Here is a 17,470-nt window from a genome sequence, read left to right on the forward strand (position 1 = left end):
GGAGCAAGGCACCGGCACAGAGCGAAGGAGCGCCGATGGGGGAGCCGTCCGCCGAGACCGGTGAGCACGCGATCTCCACGAGCGGACTCACCAAGAGGTACCGCGGCGGACAGCTCGCCGTCGACGGCCTCGACCTGGCCGTCCCCCGGGGCAGCGTCTTCGGCTTCCTGGGGCCCAACGGCTCCGGGAAGACGACGACGATCCGCATGCTCATGGGGCTCATCGCCCCGACCTCCGGCACGGCGCGGGTCCTTGGCGAGCCCATGCCGCGCGCGGTGCGCAGCGTCCTGCCGCGCGTGGGCGCGCTGATCGAGGGCCCCGCCCTGTACGGCTTCCTCTCCGGCCGTGACAACCTGCTGCGCTTCGACGCGGCCGATCCGACCGCCGGTCCCCGCACCCGCGGGGACCGGGTCGACGCGGCCCTGGAGAGGGTCGGCCTGGCCGCCGCCGCGGGCAAGAAGGCGCGTGCCTACTCCCTCGGCATGAAGCAGCGGCTCGGCCTGGCCGCCGCCCTGCTGCGGCCCCGCGACCTGCTGGTGCTGGACGAGCCCACCAACGGCCTGGACCCGCAGGGCATGCGGGAGATCCGCTCGCTCGTCCGCGAGCTGGCGGCGGACGGCACCACGGTCTTCCTCTCCTCCCACCTCCTCGACGAGATCGAACAGGTCTGCACCCACGCCGCCGTGATGTCCCGCGGCCGGCTGATCACCCAGGGCCCGGTGGAGGCGCTCTCCTCCGCCGGACGCCTGGTGGTCACCACCCCCGACCCCGCCGAGGCGGTGCGGGTGCTGAAGGAGCAGGGGGTCACCGGCCTGGCCGCCGACGGCGACCGGGTCACCGGGGAACTGCCGCAGGACCCCGCGGCACTTCCCGAACTGGCCGACCTCAACGCCGCACTGGTCGCCGCCGGGGTCCGCGTCCGCGGCTTCGGCGTCGAACGGGCGTCACTGGAGGACGCGTTCGTCGCGCTGACCGGAGAGGGATTCGATGTCGCAGGCTGACACCCTGACCAGGTCGGTGTGGCCGATCCGCTCGCTCGGGCTGTTCCGCAGCGAACTGGTGACCGTGCTGCGCCGCTGGCGCACACTGGCGCTGCTGGCCGTCCTGGCCGGGGTCCCGGTGCTCATCGGGATCGCGGTGCGGATCGAGACCGGTGACGGCGGCTCGGCCGGCGGCGGGGGCGGTGACGGCCCGGCCTTCGTCGCGCTGATCACCAACAACGGTCTCTTCCTGGTCTTCGCCTCGCTCGCCGCGACGCTGCCCTTCTTCCTCCCCATGGCGATCGGTGTCGTGGCCGGTGACGCCGTCGCCGGCGAGGCCAACGCGGGAACCCTGCGCTATCTGCTGGTGGCCCCGGCCGGGCGCACCCGTCTGCTGGTCTCCAAATACGCCTCCGTCCTGGCCTTCTGCCTGATCGGCGCCCTCGTCGTGGCCGTCTCGGCACTGGTGACCGGCGCCTTGCTCTTCCCGCTCGGCGACGTCACCCTGCTGTCGGGCACGACGGTCCCCTTCTCCGAGGGGCTGTGGCGCGCCCTGCTGGTCGCCCTGGTCGTGGCCGCCTCGCTCACCGGCATCGCCGCGCTGGGCCTGTTCATCTCCACGCTCACCGACAGCGGCATCGCCGCCATGGCCACCACCGTGGGCCTGCTGATCACCGTGCAGATCGTCGACACCATCCCCCAACTGCACGCCGTGCAGCCCTACCTCTTCCCCCACTACTGGCTGAGCTTCGCCGACCTGGTCCGCGACCCCGTCTACTGGGACGAGATGCGCAGCAACTTCCAGCTCCAGGCGCTCTACGTGGCCGTGTTCGGCTCCGCGGCCTGGGCCCGCTTCACCACCCGCGACATCACGGCCTGACCGCCGCCGGTCAGCTGAAGAAGGTCTTGGCCCGGCCCAGGGCCGCCGTGTCCCTCAGCACGTCGCCCGGCCGGGTGCCGTAGCCCAGCAGCGCCCCGCCCCAGCGCATCCCGGCGTAGTCGGCCGTGTGGCGCAGCGTCCCCACCAGCGGGGCGGCCGTCGCCGGGTCCTGGCCTCCGTGCACGGTCACCGACCACAGGGTCTTGCCGCGCATCCGCTCCAGGAAGTCCAGCCCCGGCACCCGCATCCAGCCCGACCAGTGGTCCAGGTAGAGCTTGGTGCTGGTCGAGACGCTGTACCAGTACAGGGGGGAGACCACCACGATGTCGGTGGCCGCCAAGGTGGCCTCCAGGAGCGTCGCGGCGTGCCCCGACGGTGCGGGATAGCGGCCGTCGCCGTCGTGCCGGAGGTCCTCGAAGAGCGGCAGCGGCAGGTCCTTCAGCCGCAGCCAGCGCCGGTCCACCACGGGCGGAAGCTGCTCGGCGGCGTGCCGCGCCAACGCCTCGGTGTTGCCGTCGGCGCGGCTGCTTCCCACCAGGAACAGGAAGGACCGCTCTGAGTCCGACACCCCGTCATCTCCTTGCGTATGCATTAGTTGCGTACGCATGGAGATGTTGTCACCGCGCCGCCCCCGCCGTCAAGGCGAGTGCCGGAGGCCCAGAGGGCCGGCGGGCTACTCGACGTCGAACTCGTTCCCCTCCGGGTCGGCCATGGTGACCCAGGTGCCGGAGGGCTCCGCTATCCGCCGCAGCACCATCGCGCCGAGCCCTTCCAGCCGGGCCACTTCCGCCTCCAGCCGTCCGGTGCCCGGGTGGAGGTCGATGTGCAGCCGGTTCTTCACCGTCTTGGTCTCGGGCACCCGCTGGAAGAGGATGCGCCGCCCCAGGCCCGAGCCCTTCTCGTCGTCGTAGGGGTCGTCGGGGTGGCGCACGGCGGCCAGGTCCCGCCAGGCCTTGCGGTCGGCCGCCTCCGTCAGGACGTCCTGCGTCACGGCGCCGAACCCCAGCAGCTTCTCGATCAGCACGCTGTGGTCCTCGAGCGTGTACTCCAGGGCCTCCGCCCAGAAGGCGGCCTGCCGGTGCGGATCCGCCGCGTCGACCACGAGCTTCCAGTGAACTGCCATGCCGTGCCCCCTCGTTCGCGTCTCCTCCGGCCTTTGGCCGGCCTGTAACCAGTTATATTGGTTACATGACGGAGCCCGCAATCGGTCTGGTCCTCCATTCATCCGAAGGAGTCGCCTACCGCTTCGATCCGGGCGCGCTCGCCCTTGAGTTGCTGCCGACGGGCGGCCCCGGCGCCTACGCGCGCCACGAGGTCCTCCACGAGCCCGCCGACCTGGTCCGCTGGGCGGTGGCGTCCCGGCTGCGCCCCGACCCGGGCGGCCTCGCCGTCTCCCCGGAGGACGTCGCCGCGGCCCGCTACCTGCGCGACGCGCTCTGGCACATCGCCGTCGCCCGCGTCCACGGGGAACCCCTCCCCGCCCCGGACCTCGTCGTCCTGAACGAGGCCGCCGCCTGGCGTCCCCCCACCCTGCGTCTCGCCCCCGACGGGGGCAGCTCCTGGCGTACCCCGGTCACCGGCACCCAGGTGCTGGCGGCCGTCGCACGGGACGCGGTGGAGCTCTTCTCCGGCCCCCACGCCGACCGCGTCCGCGAATGCTCCGCCCACGACTGCCGACTGGTCTTCGTGGACACCTCGCGCCCCGGCCGGCGTCGCTGGTGCGCCATGGAGCACTGCGGCAACCGCCACAAGGTCCGTGCCCACCGCTCCCGCAGGGAGGCGTACGAGGCGCCGGAAGGCTAGTGCCCGTGCGTGTGCCCGTGCGTCCGTGCGCCCGTGTGCGCGTGCGTGTGGACGCCGCCGCTCAGCCGGTGACGGCCCCGCGCGGCGCCGCCTCGTCGGGCACCACCGCGGCGTCGCGCACCGCGATCCGGCCGCGCCGTGCGGTCCGCAGCGCGTCCCAGGTCAGCAGGGCCAGGGCGAGCCAGACGAGGGCGAAGCCGGCCCAGCGCTCGGCCGGCATCTCCTCGTGGAACCAGAGCAGTCCGAGCCCGAACTGGAAGACCGGCGCGAGGTACTGCAGCAGCCCCAGCATGCTCAGCGGGATGCGGATGGCCGCCGCGCCGAAGCAGATCAGCGGCACGGCGGTGACGACGCCGCACGCGGCGAGCAGGGCGGCGTGGCCGGCCCCGTGCGAGGCGAAGGTGGTGTCGCCGCGGGTGCCGAGGAAGGCCAGGTAGCCGAGCGCCGGCAGGAACTGGAGGGCCGTCTCGGCCGCCAGCGACTCCAGGCCGCCCATGCCGACCTTCTTCTTGATGAAGCCGTAGGTGGCGAAGGAGCAGGCCAGGGTCAGTGCGATCCAGGGCAGCCGCCCGTAGCCCAGGGTCAGCACCAGGACGGCGGCGGCGCCGACGCCCACGGCGGCCCACTGCGCGGGGCGCAGCCGCTCGTGCAGGACGAGGACGCCGAGGCCGATGGTGACGAGCGGGTTGATGAAGTAGCCCAGCGAGGTCTCGACGACGTGGCCGCTGTTGACGCCCCAGATGTACAGGCCCCAGTTCACGGATATGACGGCCGCCGCCACGGCCAGCAGCGCCAGCCGCCGCGGCTGGCGCAGGAGTTCGGGGACCCACGCCCAGCGGCGCATCACCAGCAGCACGAGGGAGACGACGACCAGCGACCAGACCATGCGGTGGGCGAGGATCTCGCCCGCGCCGGACGGTTCGAGGAGCGGCCAGTAGAGGGGGAAGAGCCCCCAGAGCCCGTAGGCGGCGAATCCGTACAGCAGACCGGCACGCTGCTCGTTCACTCGTTCCTCCCGGGGCGCTGGCCGACCGCTCGAAGGTAGCGTGCGGGGCATTCTCCCGTCATCTGCGTATCGCATGACGGTCATGACACCCTCGCCGCGGACCGGGAACGCACCGGGACCGGACGGACACGGGGCGGGGCCCCCGCGGCCGGAGGGGATCCGCCGCGGGGGCCCCGCCGTCCGGCGGGCGGCCGAGGTCAGCCCTTGAGCGCCGCCGCGATCGTGTCCGCGAGCGGGGTGGTGGGACGTCCGATCAGCCGGGCGAGGTCGCCGCTGCCGCCCTGGAGGAGCCCGCGGGAGACGCCGGCGACGTCCACGTCGACGTAGATCCCGGCCACCGCCTCGGGCAGCCCGGCGCCGGTCAGGACCGCCAGGAAGGCCTCGGCGGGCAGGTCGGCGTAGGCGACCGGGCGGCCGGACTGCCGGGCCAGCTCGGCGGCGTACTCGGCCAGCGTCCAGGCCTCGTCCCCGCTGAGCTCGTACACCGCGTCCTCGTGCCCCTCGCCGGTCAGCACGGCGGCCGCGGCCGCCGCGTAGTCCTCGCGGGTGGCGGAGCCGATGCGGCCCTCGCCCGCGCTGCCCGCGACGCCGTGCTCCAGCTGGACGGCGATCTGTGCGGTGTAGTTCTCGGTGTACCAGCCGTTGCGCAGCAGCGTGTAGGTCAGCCCGGAGTCCAGCAGGGCCTGCTCGGTGGCCTGGTGCTCGGCGGCGAGCCGGAAGTCGGCGGCCGGCCCGCCGAGGACGCTGGTGTACGCGAGCCGGGCGACCCCCGCCTCCTTGGCGGCCTCGATCACGGCGGTGTGCTGCGCGACGCGCTGCCCGACCTCGCTGCCCGAGATCAGCAGCACCACGTCGCCCGCGCGGAAGGCGTCCTTGAGGGTCGCGGGCGCGTCGTAGTCGGCCACCCGGAGCTCCACGCCCCGGGCGGCGAGGTCCGCGGCCTTGTCCGCGTCCCGTACGACGGCCACGACCTGCTCGGCCGGGAGGTCGGCCAGCAGCCGCTCCACGACCAGCCGGCCCAGCTGTCCGGTGGCTCCGGTGACGACGATGCTCATGACGGGTTCACTCCAGTCCCTGGTGTCCTTGTGCGTGATGACGGGACTAACCCTAGGGCCAGTACTAACTTCCAGAAAGTACCCACTTCAAAGTAAGCTAGTGGTATGGACGTAAGGGAAGAGCTCACCGCCGTGCTGCAGGCGCCCCCGGACGTGAACGCGCGCAACTGCCCCTCGCGGGTGATCCTCGAACACGTCACCAGCCGCTGGGGCGTGCTGGTACTCGCCGCACTGACCGACGGCACCCTGCGCTTCAGCGAGCTGCGCCGCACGGTCGGCGGGGTCAGCGAGAAGATGCTCGCCCAGACCCTGCAGACCCTGGAGCGCGACGGCTTCGTGCACCGCGAGGCGCACCCCGTCATCCCGCCGCGCGTGGAGTACTCCCTCACCCCGCTCGGCAAGGAGGCCGCGGACCAGGTCTGGGCCCTGGCCCGCTGGACCGAGGGCCGCACGGAGCAGGTGATGGCGGCCCGCCGGGCGTACGACGAGGCCCGGACCTGATCGTCAGGCCCGGGCCCCGTACGGCCGCTGCGGTGGGTGCGGTCGGCGTGAAGGACGCGGTGGGTCAGCCCACGACCGTCCACGTGTCGTTGCCGGCCAGCAGTGCGGCGATGTCGCCCTTGCCGTGCTGCTCGACGGCCTGCTCCAGCTGCTCGGACATCAGCACGTCGTAGACCGGCCGTTCGGCGCTGCGGAACACGCCGATCGGCGTGTGGTGCAGCGTGTCGGGGTCGGCGAGCCTGGACAGGGCGAAGGCCGTCGTGGGCGACGCGGCGTGCGCGTCGTGCACCAGGACCTCGTCCTCGTTCGAGGCGTCGACGTCGACGACCTTCAGGTCGCCGGTGGCCCGGTCGCGTACGACCCCCTTGGCGTTGTCCGCGCCGAAGCGGATCTGCTCCCCGTGCTCCAGCCGGATCACCGCGTTCTCGGCGGAGGCCCGGTCCTTCAGCACCTCGAAGGCGTTGTCGTTGAAGATGTTGCAGTTCTGGTAGATCTCCACGAAGGCCGTGCCCGGGTGCGCGGCGGCCGCCCGCAGCACGCCCGTCAGGTGCTTGCGGTCGGAGTCGACGGTGCGCGCCACGAAGGAGGCCTCCGCGCCCAGCGCCAGCGAGACCGGGTTGAAGGGCGCGTCCAGCGAGCCCATAGGCGTCGACTTGGTGATCTTGCCGAGTTCGGAGGTCGGGCTGTACTGCCCCTTCGTCAGGCCGTAGATCCGGTTGTTGAAGAGCAGGATCTTGAGGTTCACGTTGCGCCGCAGCGCGTGGATCAGGTGGTTGCCGCCGATGGACAGCGCGTCGCCGTCACCCGTGACGACCCACACCGACAGGTCGCGCCGCGAGGCGGCGAGCCCGGTCGCGATGGCCGGGGCACGGCCGTGGATGGAGTGCATCCCGTAGGTGTTCATGTAGTACGGGAAGCGGGAGGAGCAGCCGATCCCGGAGACGAAGACGATGTTCTCCCGGGCCAGGCCCAGTTCGGGCATGAAGCCCTGCACGGCGGCGAGGATCGCGTAGTCACCGCAGCCGGGGCACCAGCGCACTTCCTGGTCCGACTTGAAGTCCTTCATGGACTGTTTGGCTTCGGCCTTGGGGACCAGGGACAGCGCCGGCAGCCCCGGCGTGCGGTGTTCGACGGCAGGCGCCTCAGACATCTGCGCTCTCCTCCTGGATGGCGGCAGCGAGTTGCTCGGCCTTGAAGGGCAGGCCGGTGACCTGGGTGTGCGAGCGGGCGTCGACCAGGTACTTCGCCCGCAACAGGTGGGCGAGCTGGCCGAGGTTCATCTCCGGGACCACTACCTTCTGGTAACGCCCGAGGACCTCCCCGAGATTCCTCGGGAAGGGGTTCAGATGGCGCAGATGGGCCTGCGCGACCGCGCCCCCTGCGCCCCTGATGCGCCGTACGGCCGCCGTGATCGGCCCGTACGTCGAGCCCCAGCCGATCACCAGCGTCCGCGCCTGGCCGTCCGGGTCGTCGACGACGACGTCGGGCACCTCGATGCCGTCGATCTTGGCCTGCCGGGTGCGCACCATCAGGTCGTGGTTGGCCGGGTCGTACGAGATGTGCCCCGTGCCGTCCTGCTTCTCGATGCCGCCGATCCGGTGCTCCAGACCGGGGGTGCCCGGCACCGCCCAGGGGCGCGCCAGGGTCTCGGGGTCGCGCAGGTACGGCCAGAACTCCTCGGTGCCGTCCTCCGCGACGTGGTTGGGCGTCGTCGCGAACTGGACCCGCAGGTCCGGCAGCTCGTCCAGCTCGGGGACCCGCCACGGCTCGGAGCCGTTGGCCAGGTAGCCGTCGGAGAGCAGGAGGACCGGGGTGCGGTAGGTCAGCGCGATGCGGGCCGCCTCCAGCGCCGCGCCGAAGCAGTCGCCGGGGGTGCTCGGCGCCACGATCGGGACCGGCGCCTCACCGTTGCGCCCGTACATCGCCTGCAGCAGGTCGGCCTGCTCGGTCTTGGTCGGCAGGCCCGTCGAGGGCCCGCCGCGCTGGATGTCGACGACCAGCAGCGGCAGCTCGAGCGAGACCGCGAGGCCGATGGTCTCCGACTTCAGCGCGACACCCGGGCCGGAGGTGGTCGTGACGGCCAGCGAGCCGCCGAAGGCCGCGCCCAGAGCGGCGCCGATGCCGGCGATCTCGTCCTCGGCCTGGAAGGTGCGCACGCCGAAGTTCTTGTGCTTGCTCAGCTCGTGCAGGATGTCCGAGGCCGGGGTGATCGGGTACGAGCCCAGGAAGAGCGGCAGGTCCGCCTGGCGGCTCGCGGTGACCAGGCCGTACGACAGCGCCAGGTTCCCCGAGATGTTGCGGTAGGTGCCCGCGGGGAAGGCCGCCTCGGCCGGGGCCACCTCGTAGCTGACTGCGAAGTCCTCGGTCGTCTCGCCGAAGTTCCAGCCCGCGCGGAAGGCCGCGACGTTCGCCTCGGCCAGCTCGGGCTTCTTCGCGAACTTCTTGCGCAGGAAGTCCTCGGTGCCCGCGGTGGGCCGGTGGTACATCCACGACAGCAGCCCGAGCGCGAACATGTTCTTGCTGCGCTCGGCCTCCTTGCGGGTCAGCGGGAAGTCCTTGAGCGCCTCGACCGTCAGGGTGGTCAGCGGCACCGGGTGCACCGCGTAGGCCGACAGCGAGCCGTCCTCCAGCGGCGAGGCCGCGTAGCCGACCTTGGCCATCGCGCGGGTGGTGAACTCGTCCGTGTTGACGATGACCTCCGCGCCGCGCGGCAGGTCCCCGATGTTCGCCTTCAGTGCCGCCGGGTTCATCGCGACCAGGACGTTCGGGGCGTCACCCGGGGTGAGGATGTCGTGGTCGGCGAAGTGCAGCTGGAAGCTCGACACGCCCGGCAGGGTGCCTGCCGGAGCCCGGATCTCGGCCGGGAAGTTCGGCAGGGTGGACAGATCGTTGCCGAACGACGCCGTTTCCGAGGTGAACCGATCTCCCGTGAGCTGCATGCCGTCGCCGGAGTCCCCGGCGAAACGGATCACCACCCGATCGAGCTTCCTGGTCTCCTTGGCCGGTTTCCGCTGCTCTCTCAGAACGGGATGATCGGGGGTTGTCGGGCTGCTGACCTGGCTGGTCACTGAATCGGACCTCCTTCGAGGCGGCGGCTCACGACCGGGGCCGTGACCTTGTGTCCCACGCGCCATCGTACGTGGGTAAGGGTCGCCTTCCCGGGTCTTCCCGCATCGTGAACGCCGCGCTGGGCTCCCTTTGTGCCCTGATGGGTCACGGTCACCGCCCCCCGGAGCCCGTGCTGCCTGCTTCCTCCATATGGGACGCCTTCCGGCGCCGCTCCGGTTCTACGCCTCCGCGGGATCCTCTGACGATACGTCAGAGGATCAGGAATTGAGGTACGTGAGCACGGCCAGGACACGCCGGTGGTCGCCCTCGCTGGGGGCCAGCCCCAGTTTGAGGAAGATGTTGCTGACGTGCTTCTCCACCGCGCCGTCGCTCACCACCAGCTGCTTGGCGATCGCGGAGTTCGTCCGTCCCTCCGCCATCAGCCCCAGCACCTCGCGCTCCCGCGGGGTGAGGCCGGCCAGTACGTCCTGCTTGCGGCTGCGTCCCAGCAGCTGCGCGACCACCTCCGGGTCCAGGGCGGTACCGCCGCCGGCCACCCGTACGACCGCGTCGACGAACTCCCGGACATCGGCTACCCGGTCCTTGAGCAGATACCCGACCCCGCGGGAACTGGCGGCCAGCAGCTCGGTGGCGTACCGCTCCTCCACGTACTGCGACAGCACGAGCACACCCAGCCGCGGGTGGTCGCGGCGCAGCCGCACCGCGGCGCGCACGCCCTCGTCGGTGTGGGTCGGCGGCATCCGCACGTCGGCCACGACCACGTCGGGCACCGCGCCCTCCGCGGCGAGCTCGCCGATCACCTTCAGCAGGGCCTCGCCGTCGCCGACCCCGGCGACGACCTCGTGCCCGCGGTCGGTCAGCAGGCGGGTCAGTCCCTCCCTCAGCAGCACCGAATCCTCGGCGATGACCACCCGCACCCTGTCCTCCACCGCTACCGGCTCCCCCGTGTCGACGTCGACGTGCTGTCCCTCCCCAGCATTCCAGCTTCCGGCGGCGGGCACACGGCCTTGCCGCCGGGGGCGGAGTGCGGGGGAGGGACGGACGGGGGCGCGGTCAGCGTCCTCTCGGTTCTTCCGGTCTTCCCGGTCCTACTGGTTCTTGCGGTTCTTGCGGTTCTCCCGGCGCTTCCGGCTCCTGCGGCCGAGCTGCCCGGCGGTCCCCCGCGGGGTCAGGTCCGCCAGGGCAGCTCGGCCGCGACGGTGGTCGGGCCGCCGGCGGGGGAGTCCACCGCGAGGACGCCGTCCACCGCCCCCAGCCGCTCGGCGAGCCCGGCCAGGCCGGAGCCGCGCGCCGTGGAGGCGCCGCCGCGCCCGTTGTCGACGACGTGGATCATCAGCCGGTCCCCGGAGCGCCACAGGTCGACCGTGGCGCGCGAGGCGCCGCTGTGCTTGCTGATGTTCTGCAGCAGTTCGGAGACGGTGAAGTACGCGATGCCCTCGATCGCCGGCACCGGCCGCCCCGGCAGGTCCACGCTCACCTGCACCGGCACGGTGCAGCGCGCCGCGAGGGAGGACAGGGCGGCGTCCAGGCCGCGGTCGGTGAGGACGGCCGGGTGGATGCCGCGGGCCAGGTCGCGCAGCTCCTGGAGGGCCAGCTTCACCTCGCCGTGCGCCTCCTCGACCATGGTGGCGGCCGCCTTCGGATCCTCCTGCAGCTTCTCCTTGGCCAGGCCCAGGTCCATGGCGAGCGCGACGAGCCGGGCCTGGGCCCCGTCGTGCAGGTCGCGCTCGATGCGGCGCAGGTCGGCGGCGGCGGTGTCCACCACCGTGCCGCGGTCCGACTCCAGTTCCGTGACGCGGCTGGCCAGCCGCGAGGGCCCCAGCAGCCCGGCGACCAGGCCCCGGTCGACGTACGCCATGCCCCGGATCAGCCAGGGGGTGGCCAGGACCAGCAGCAGCCCCAGCACGGAGGTCATGGCCACCTCGAACGGCGAGTCCAGCCACCAGCCGTTGCCGTTGCCGTCCCCGTACAGCTGGAGCCCGGGCTGGTCGGTGTAGGCCGGGAACACCCACTGCCACAGCGGGTACGTGAGGAGCCCCCAGCCGTAGGTGAAGAAGGAGATGGCCACGGAGAAGGTGAACACGCCCCACGGGAAGTGCACGAAGAAGTACAGGATGTGCCGCCAGGAGGCGCCGCTGGTCAGCTGGCCGCCGAGCCACGACATGAAGCCCTGGCCCGGCCGCCGGTGCAGCGGTTCCGGCGCGGCCACGTCGATGCGCAGGCACTGGCGGGCCCGCTCGCGCTCCACGACGCCGAGCCCCCGGCACCCGGCCAGCATCACGGCGAGGACGGGCAGTCCGAGGAAGGTGACCAGCAGGCCCGCCCCCAGCGACAGCATCGTCACCGTGAAGACGAAGCCGATGATGCCCATCGGCAGGTTCAGCAGGAGATACAGGAACTCGCGCCAGGTGCGGGCCTCGATCGGCGCGCGCAGCGCCGCGGGCAGCCGGTGCTCGCGCGGCTCCGGGAAACCGTATGCCATGGTCACGTCCGTCCTCTTCGTCGTACCTCTGCGTCCGCTGGTGATGCCTCCAGCCTCGTCCTGCGGGGCCCTCGCGCCCATGGTGCGGATCGGCGTCTTGGACCTGGGGAAAACCCCACCCCCGCGGTGCGGCGGCCGGGACCCGGGCGGTGTCAGCGGGGGAGCCGCAGCGCCAGCCCGTCGAGGACGACGTCCAGGCCGTAGGCGAACTTGGCCTCGCGCAGCGCGACCGGGTCCTCGAGGGCGGCCGTGGGGTCGGCGTAGGAGCCGGACAGGTGGTCGTGGGGGGCCGCGGCGGCCTGGGCGGCGGGCATGAGACGGGCGATGAAGCCGGCCTCGGTCTCGCCGGAGCGGGCGACCGTGGTGAGCCAGGCGGCTTCCGTGGTGCTCATGCCGATCACGTAGCTCAGGAGGGTGTCGATCGCCCGGCTCGGCTCGGGGAAGCCGGCGGCGGCGAACAGGGCGGCCAGCCGCTCGGAGTACGACATGAGGTTGGGGCCGAGGTAGGCGAGGCCCGCCTGGCCCAGGACCGAGGACAGCCACGGGTGGCGCAGCGCCGTCGCGCGGAAGGACCCGGCGGCCTCGGTGACCGCGGCGCGCCAGTCCGCCCCGCCGGCGGCGGGGACGGCGATCTCGGCGGCGACCTCGTCGACGGCCAGCTCCATCAGCTCGTCCTTGGTCGCGACGTGCCGGTAGAGGGAGGTCGCGCCGGCGTTCAGTCGGGCCCCCAGCTTGCGCATGCTGAGGGCCTCGACGCCCTCGGCGTCCAGCATGGCGATCGCCTCGCGGACGATCGCGCCGCGGCTGAGCGCGGGCTGGTCGGCCTCGCGCTGCTGCCGGGCCCACACGGACGGGATCGGGCTCGGCTTCGTCCTGGCGGCCATGGCGCTCCTTGGGGTACCGGGGTGCGGGCGGATTGCTGCGTACGGCGTTCGCATTCAGCGTACAGGAGCGAGTGTTGCGCACACCGTTCCGCTGTGCGTACAGTGTTCGCACCGAAGGAACGGTGTACGCATCGGAGCCGATGCCCGAAAGGACGCCCCATGGAGACCCGCAACCCCCGCCGCTGGTGGATCCTGATCGTGCTGTGCCTCAGCTCGCTGGTGCTGGTGGTCGACAGCATGGCGCTGACCGTGGCGGTGCCCGCGATGACCGGGGACATCGGCGCGAGCGCCCAGGACACGCAGTGGATCCTCGACTCCTACATCCTGGTCTTCGCCGGTCTCCTGCTGGCTTCGGGAAGCCTCGGGGACCGGTTCGGGCGCCGGAAGGTGATGCTCGTCGGGCTGCTGCTCTTCGGGGCGGCCTCCCTGGCGGCCACCTTCTGCACCAGCCCCGGAGAGGTCATCGCCGTACGGGTCGCGATGGGCGTCGGCGGCGCGCTGATCATGCCCTCGACGCTGTCGATCCTCATCACCGTCTTCGACGAGGAGGAGCGCGGCAGGGCCATGGCGGCGTGGAGCTCGGTGTCGATGCTCGGCCTGGTCGGCAGCCCGGTGCTCGGCGGCGTGCTGATCGACCACTTCTCCTGGCACGCGATCTTCCTGATCAACGTCCCGGTGGTCGCGCTCGCCGTCGCCGCCGGCGTCACCCTCATGCCGGAGTCCAAGGGCCCGTGGAGCAAGCCCGACCCGCTCGGCGCGGTGCTGTCCGCGGCCGGCATGACCGCCCTGGTCTGGTGGATCATCGAGCTCCCGCAGCACGGCGCCTTCGGCGGCCGCTCCGGGATCACCCTGGCCGTCGCCGTCCTCGCCCTCGGCGCCTTCGTGGTCTGGGAGAACGTCACCTCCGCGCCGATGGTCCCCCTGGTCCTGTTCCGGCACCGCAACTTCAGCGGCGGCTCGCTCTCGCTGACCCTGGTCCAGATCGGCAACGGCGGCCTGCTGCTGGTGCTCACCCAGTACCTGCAGTTCGTGCTGGGCTACTCGCCGGTCAAGGCGGGTGTCGCCTTCGTGCCGCTGGCCGTCGCCGCGCTGGCCGGCAACGTCCTGGGCACCACGTTCGCCGCGCGGATCGGCAACCGCCTGCTGATCCTTGGCGGCATGCTCGTCATGGCCTCCTCCTTCGCGCTGCTGACCACCGTCTCGGCCGGCACCGGCTTCGCCGTCCCGGCGGCCGCCCTCGGCCTGCTCGGCCTCGGCGCGGGCCTGGCGATGCCGGCCGCCGTCGGCGCCCTCATGGCCACCATCCCCCCGGAGAAGGCGGGGGTCGGCTCCGCCCTGAACGACACCATCCAGCAGGCCGGTACCGCGCTCGGCATCGCGATCCTCGGCTCGCTGCTGGCGAGCGGCTTCGCCCGCCAGATGCCCGCCGGCACCCCCGAGGAGGCGAGGCACTCCATCGCCGGCGCGCTGGCCGTCGCCCAGGGCGACAGCGGGATGGTCCGCGCGGCCCGGGAGGCGTTCACCGCCTCGATGTCGGCCACCTTCACCATCAGCGCGATCGGCGTCCTCGCCGCCGCCCTGCTGGCTGCCCTGGTCATGCGCGACAGCAGGCCCGAGCCCTCCACCACCCCGGCGCAGGAGGCGGAACTCGCCGCCTGACGCAAGCACGGCAGGCCGGTGCCCTCGCTGGAGGGCACCGGCCTTCCCGCACGCGGCTCAGCCCCGGTCGCGCCAGGGCAGCTCGGCCGTCACCGTCGTCGGGCCGCCGGCCGGGGAGTCGATCACCAGCAGGCCGTCCACCGCGTCCAGCCGTTCGGCCAGACCGCCCAGCCCGCCGCCGTCCGACGCGCTCGCCCCGCCCAGCCCGTCGTCGCGGACCTGGATCATCAGCCGGCCGTCCGAGCGCCACAGCTCGACGACGGCCCGGCGCGCCCCGCTGTGCTTGCTGATGTTCTGCAGCAGCTCGGAGACGGTGAAGTACGCGATGCCCTCGATCGCCGGCGCCGGCCGGCCCGCCAGGTCCACCTGGACCTGCACCGGCACCGTGCACCGGGCGGCCACCGAGGACAGGGCGGCGTCCAGGCCGCGGTCGGTGAGGACGGCCGGGTGGATGCCGCGGGCCAGGTCGCGCAGCTCCTGGAGGGCCAGCTTCACCTCGCCGTGGGCGTCGCCGACCATCCTCGCCGCCGCCTCCGGGTCCTCCTGCAGCTTCTCCTTGGCCAGGCCCAGGTCCATGGCGAGCGCCACGAGCCGGGCCTGGGCCCCGTCGTGCAGGTCGCGCTCGATGCGGCGCAGGTCGGCGGCGGCGGTGTCCACCACCGTGCCGCGGTCCGACTCCAGCTCGGCGATCCGCCGCTCCAGCTCGTCGGAGGGCGACAGCAGGCCGCGGACCATCGCGCGGTCCGCGTTGGCCAGCCCCCGGGCGATGAACGGCAGCACGGGCCACGCCACGAAGAGCGAGGTCAAGGCGACGGTGAAGGTCGCGATCCCCCACGGCAGCCGGATGAAGAAGTACAGCGCGTGCCGCCACCCCACGGGGTCCTTCAGCGAGGTCCACAGCCAGGGGAAGAACCCCATCCGCCCGGGACGCAGCGACCGGGGCTCGTCCACGGCCACCCCGAGCATGCCGCGCGCCCGTATCCGCTCCAGCCGCCCCAGCAGCCGGCACCCGGCCAGTCCCAGTGCCAGCAGCGGCAGGCCGACCACGGTCACCGACAGCCCGACGCCGAGGTAGAGCACGACGGCGACGTAGACGAAGCCCACGAGGTCCACGGGCAGGTTCGCCAGGAGATACGCGATCTCCTTCCACGTCACGGCGTCGAAGGCGAAGCGCGCCGGCGGCAGCGGGGCGGCTTCCCCGCGCTGGGAGTTGATGGTCATGACGCCAAGCCTGCCGGGGACCGGGCGGCCACCGCCATGGGGTGCGCCTGCCAGGAAAAGGTGGGGTTATCCGTACCACCGGTCAGGACGGGTGGTTCCGCTCCGGGAGGCAGGGCCTAGACTCCGTTCGTACAGATCGTCTAAAGATCCACCGGGATCGCTGGACAACGCGCTTACGACGAGAAACGAGGGGCGGACGGACGTGGACTACTTCCACGGCTACTCGGTCGTCGGACTGGTCGCGGTGCTCGGGGTGCTCTTCGTGACCGTGGCCTTCGGGGCCGGTCGCCTGCTGCGGCCCGTCGTGCCGACGCAGGAGAAGATGCTCACGTACGAGTGCGGCGTCGACCCCGTCGGCGAGGGCTGGGCGCACACCCAGATCCGCTACTACGTCTACTCCTTCCTGTACGTCGTCTTCGCGGTCGACGCGATCTTCCTCTTCCCCTGGGCGACGGTGTTCGCCGCCGAGGGGTACGGCGGCACCACGCTGGTCGAGATGTTCGTCTTCCTCGGCTTCCTCGCCGTCGGTCTGCTCTACGCCTGGAAGAAGGGCGTCCTGGAATGGACGTGACCGATGTGACCGATGTGAGCACTCCTGAGTACCTGCCGGAGCCGCGCCGCCTCGGTACGCTCGCGCGGCTGGCACCCGAGCCGATGAAGGTGGTCCTGAACTGGGGCCGCCGCTACAGCCTGTGGGTCTTCAACTTCGGGCTCGCCTGCTGCGCCATCGAGTTCATCGCCGCGTCCATGGCCCGGCACGACTTCATCCGGCTCGGCGTGATCCCCTTCGCGCCCGGCCCGCGCCAGGCCGACCTCATGATCGTCTCGGGCACCGTCACCGACAAGATGGCCCCGGCCGTGAAGCGCCTGTACGAGCAGATGCCCGAGCCGAAGTACGTCATCTCCTTCGGCGCCTGCTCCAACTGCGGCGGCCCCTACTGGGACTCGTACTCCGTGACCAAGGGCGTCGACCAGATCATCCCCGTCGACGTCTACGTGCCCGGCTGCCCGCCGCGGCCCGAGGCGCTGCTCCAGGGCATCCTCAAGCTCCAGGAGAAGATCGCCCGCGAGTCGCTCGGCGAGCGCTACGGCGACGGGGGCACCCCGCCCGCGTCCACCGCAGCGCTGCGCAGCGGCCTGGTCCAGGCCCCGCCGCCGCCCGGGGAGGCCGCGAAGTGACCACGCCCTTCGACCGGCTCCCCGAGCCGGACGCCGTCGCCGAGGTCTTCGGCGCCGAGGCCACGGCGGAGGAGGCGTACGGCCTGCTGACCGTCGACGTCCCCGCCGCCTCCTGGACCGACGCCCTGCGGGCCGCCCGGGACACCCTCGGCTGCACCTTCTTCGACTGGCTCAGCGCCGTCGACGAAGGCGGCACCGGGTTCCGGGTCTGCGCCCACGTGGTGGCCCCCGCGGTCGGCTCCGTTCGGCGCCTGATGATCCGTACGACCGTCCCGCACGAGGCCCCGGCCCTGCCGACCGCCGTCGGCGTCTACGCGGGCGCCGCCTGGCACGAGCGCGAGACGCACGAGATGTTCGGTGTCGACTTCACCGGCCACCCGCACCTGGTGCCGCTGCTGCTGCCCGAGGGTTTCGAGGGGCATCCGCTGCGCAAGGACTTCGTGCTGGCGGCGCGTGTGGCGAAGGCGTGGCCGGGCGCCAAGGAGCCGGGGGAGCCTGCGGCGGGAGCAGCGCACGGCGGCCCCAAGCGCCGCCAGATGCTGCCGCCGGGCGTGCCCGACCCCAACGAGTGGGGACCGCTGAAGGGGCAGTTGCCGCCCGCCCCGGCGAGGCCCGCCCGGACCCCGCGCGCGGCCGGTGCCGCCGGAGCCGCCGGTGCGGCGGGCGGCGGCGGGCGCCGGGGCTGGCAGGGCGCCCGCCGCCGCGGTCGCGCCACTGCGCCCCCAGCAGGGGCGCCAGTTCGCGCTGGGCC

General features: G+C 72.5%; 18 protein-coding genes. 8 read left to right on the forward strand and 10 right to left on the reverse strand.

Annotated features, from left to right (window positions below; all coding sequences use genetic code 11):
• Window positions 1-35: 35 nt before the first annotated feature.
• Both PV410_RS33425 and PV410_RS33430 read left to right on the forward strand, forming a co-directional pair.
• A complete protein-coding gene (locus tag PV410_RS33425; RefSeq protein ID WP_499513346.1) occupies window positions 36-1,001 on the forward strand; it encodes an ABC transporter ATP-binding protein in 966 nt (321 codons plus the stop codon).
• Window positions 988-1,860, forward strand: coding sequence for an ABC transporter permease (locus PV410_RS33430; protein WP_500329517.1), 873 nt, complete (start codon window positions 988-990; stop codon window positions 1,858-1,860). The genes PV410_RS33425 and PV410_RS33430 overlap by 14 nt, the downstream gene beginning before the upstream one ends.
• 10 nt (window positions 1,861-1,870) lie before the next feature.
• Here PV410_RS33430 and PV410_RS33435 read toward each other — a convergent pair whose 3' ends face one another.
• Together PV410_RS33435 and PV410_RS33440 are read right to left on the reverse strand one after the other, a co-directional pair.
• Complete coding sequence (locus PV410_RS33435; RefSeq protein ID WP_500329519.1) at window positions 1,871-2,428, reverse strand: flavodoxin family protein; 558 nt, start codon at window positions 2,426-2,428, stop codon at window positions 1,871-1,873.
• Between the two features lie 105 nt (window positions 2,429-2,533).
• Entirely contained in the window at window positions 2,534-2,983 is a 450-nt protein-coding gene (locus PV410_RS33440) for a VOC family protein (RefSeq protein ID WP_500329520.1), read from the reverse strand.
• A 65-nt stretch (window positions 2,984-3,048) separates the two neighbouring features.
• Here PV410_RS33440 and PV410_RS33445 point away from each other — a divergent pair, with 65 nt between their 5' ends.
• Window positions 3,049-3,663, forward strand: coding sequence for a CGNR zinc finger domain-containing protein (locus PV410_RS33445; protein ID WP_500329522.1), 615 nt, complete (start codon window positions 3,049-3,051; stop codon window positions 3,661-3,663).
• Between the two features lie 61 nt (window positions 3,664-3,724).
• Here the strand turns inward: PV410_RS33445 and rarD are convergent, their stop codons facing one another.
• Complete coding sequence (rarD, locus tag PV410_RS33450) at window positions 3,725-4,720, reverse strand: EamA family transporter RarD (RefSeq protein WP_500329524.1); 996 nt, start codon at window positions 4,718-4,720, stop codon at window positions 3,725-3,727.
• A 146-nt stretch (window positions 4,721-4,866) separates the two neighbouring features.
• Window positions 4,867-5,724 carry an SDR family oxidoreductase gene (locus PV410_RS33455; protein ID WP_500329526.1) on the reverse strand — a complete coding sequence of 286 codons (858 nt, stop codon included), beginning with the start codon at window positions 5,722-5,724 and terminating at the stop codon, window positions 4,867-4,869.
• Window positions 5,725-5,829: 105 nt separating this feature from the next.
• Here PV410_RS33455 and PV410_RS33460 point away from each other — a divergent pair, with 105 nt between their 5' ends.
• On the forward strand, window positions 5,830-6,225 hold the full coding sequence (locus PV410_RS33460; RefSeq protein ID WP_499513353.1) for a winged helix-turn-helix transcriptional regulator: 396 nt from the start codon (window positions 5,830-5,832) through the stop codon (window positions 6,223-6,225).
• Between the two features lie 64 nt (window positions 6,226-6,289).
• On the opposite strand, the gene PV410_RS33465 is transcribed toward PV410_RS33460, so the two are convergent.
• The 5 genes from PV410_RS33465 to PV410_RS33485 form a co-directional block, all read right to left on the reverse strand.
• A complete protein-coding gene (locus PV410_RS33465) occupies window positions 6,290-7,375 on the reverse strand; it encodes a 2-oxoacid:ferredoxin oxidoreductase subunit beta (protein WP_500329528.1) in 1,086 nt (361 codons plus the stop codon).
• Window positions 7,368-9,293: a 2-oxoacid:acceptor oxidoreductase subunit alpha gene (locus tag PV410_RS33470; protein ID WP_500329529.1), complete on the reverse strand. Its 1,926-nt coding sequence runs from the start codon at window positions 9,291-9,293 to the stop codon at window positions 7,368-7,370. The genes PV410_RS33465 and PV410_RS33470 overlap by 8 nt, the downstream gene beginning before the upstream one ends.
• 258 nt (window positions 9,294-9,551) lie before the next feature.
• A complete protein-coding gene (locus tag PV410_RS33475; protein ID WP_500329546.1) occupies window positions 9,552-10,211 on the reverse strand; it encodes a response regulator in 660 nt (219 codons plus the stop codon).
• Between the two features lie 251 nt (window positions 10,212-10,462).
• Window positions 10,463-11,776, reverse strand: a complete 1,314-nt coding sequence (locus tag PV410_RS33480) for a sensor histidine kinase (protein ID WP_500329530.1) — start codon at window positions 11,774-11,776, stop codon at window positions 10,463-10,465.
• 152 nt (window positions 11,777-11,928) lie between these two features.
• On the reverse strand, window positions 11,929-12,660 hold the full coding sequence (locus tag PV410_RS33485) for a TetR/AcrR family transcriptional regulator (RefSeq protein WP_500329532.1): 732 nt from the start codon (window positions 12,658-12,660) through the stop codon (window positions 11,929-11,931).
• Between the two features lie 159 nt (window positions 12,661-12,819).
• Between PV410_RS33485 and PV410_RS33490 the strand changes: the two genes are divergently transcribed.
• A complete protein-coding gene (locus PV410_RS33490) occupies window positions 12,820-14,319 on the forward strand; it encodes an MFS transporter (RefSeq protein WP_500329533.1) in 1,500 nt (499 codons plus the stop codon).
• A gap of 57 nt (window positions 14,320-14,376) precedes the next feature.
• Here the strand turns inward: PV410_RS33490 and PV410_RS33495 are convergent, their stop codons facing one another.
• Window positions 14,377-15,540: a sensor histidine kinase gene (locus tag PV410_RS33495; RefSeq protein WP_500329534.1), complete on the reverse strand. Its 1,164-nt coding sequence runs from the start codon at window positions 15,538-15,540 to the stop codon at window positions 14,377-14,379.
• A 202-nt stretch (window positions 15,541-15,742) separates the two neighbouring features.
• Here PV410_RS33495 and PV410_RS33500 point away from each other — a divergent pair, with 202 nt between their 5' ends.
• The 3 genes from PV410_RS33500 to PV410_RS33510 form a co-directional block, all read left to right on the forward strand.
• Window positions 15,743-16,111: an NADH-quinone oxidoreductase subunit A gene (locus PV410_RS33500; protein ID WP_326572910.1), complete on the forward strand. Its 369-nt coding sequence runs from the start codon at window positions 15,743-15,745 to the stop codon at window positions 16,109-16,111.
• On the forward strand, window positions 16,102-16,719 hold the full coding sequence (locus PV410_RS33505) for an NADH-quinone oxidoreductase subunit B (RefSeq protein WP_499513360.1): 618 nt from the start codon (window positions 16,102-16,104) through the stop codon (window positions 16,717-16,719). The genes PV410_RS33500 and PV410_RS33505 overlap by 10 nt, the downstream gene beginning before the upstream one ends.
• Window positions 16,716-17,470, forward strand: a 755-nt coding sequence (locus PV410_RS33510) for an NADH-quinone oxidoreductase subunit C (RefSeq protein ID WP_500329536.1), incomplete at its 3' end; no start/stop codon positions are given. The genes PV410_RS33505 and PV410_RS33510, both read left to right, overlap by 4 nt.

It is taken from the genome of Streptomyces sp. PA03-5A (assembly GCF_033792725.1).
In the GTDB taxonomy this organism is placed as follows: domain Bacteria; phylum Actinomycetota; class Actinomycetes; order Streptomycetales; family Streptomycetaceae; genus Actinacidiphila.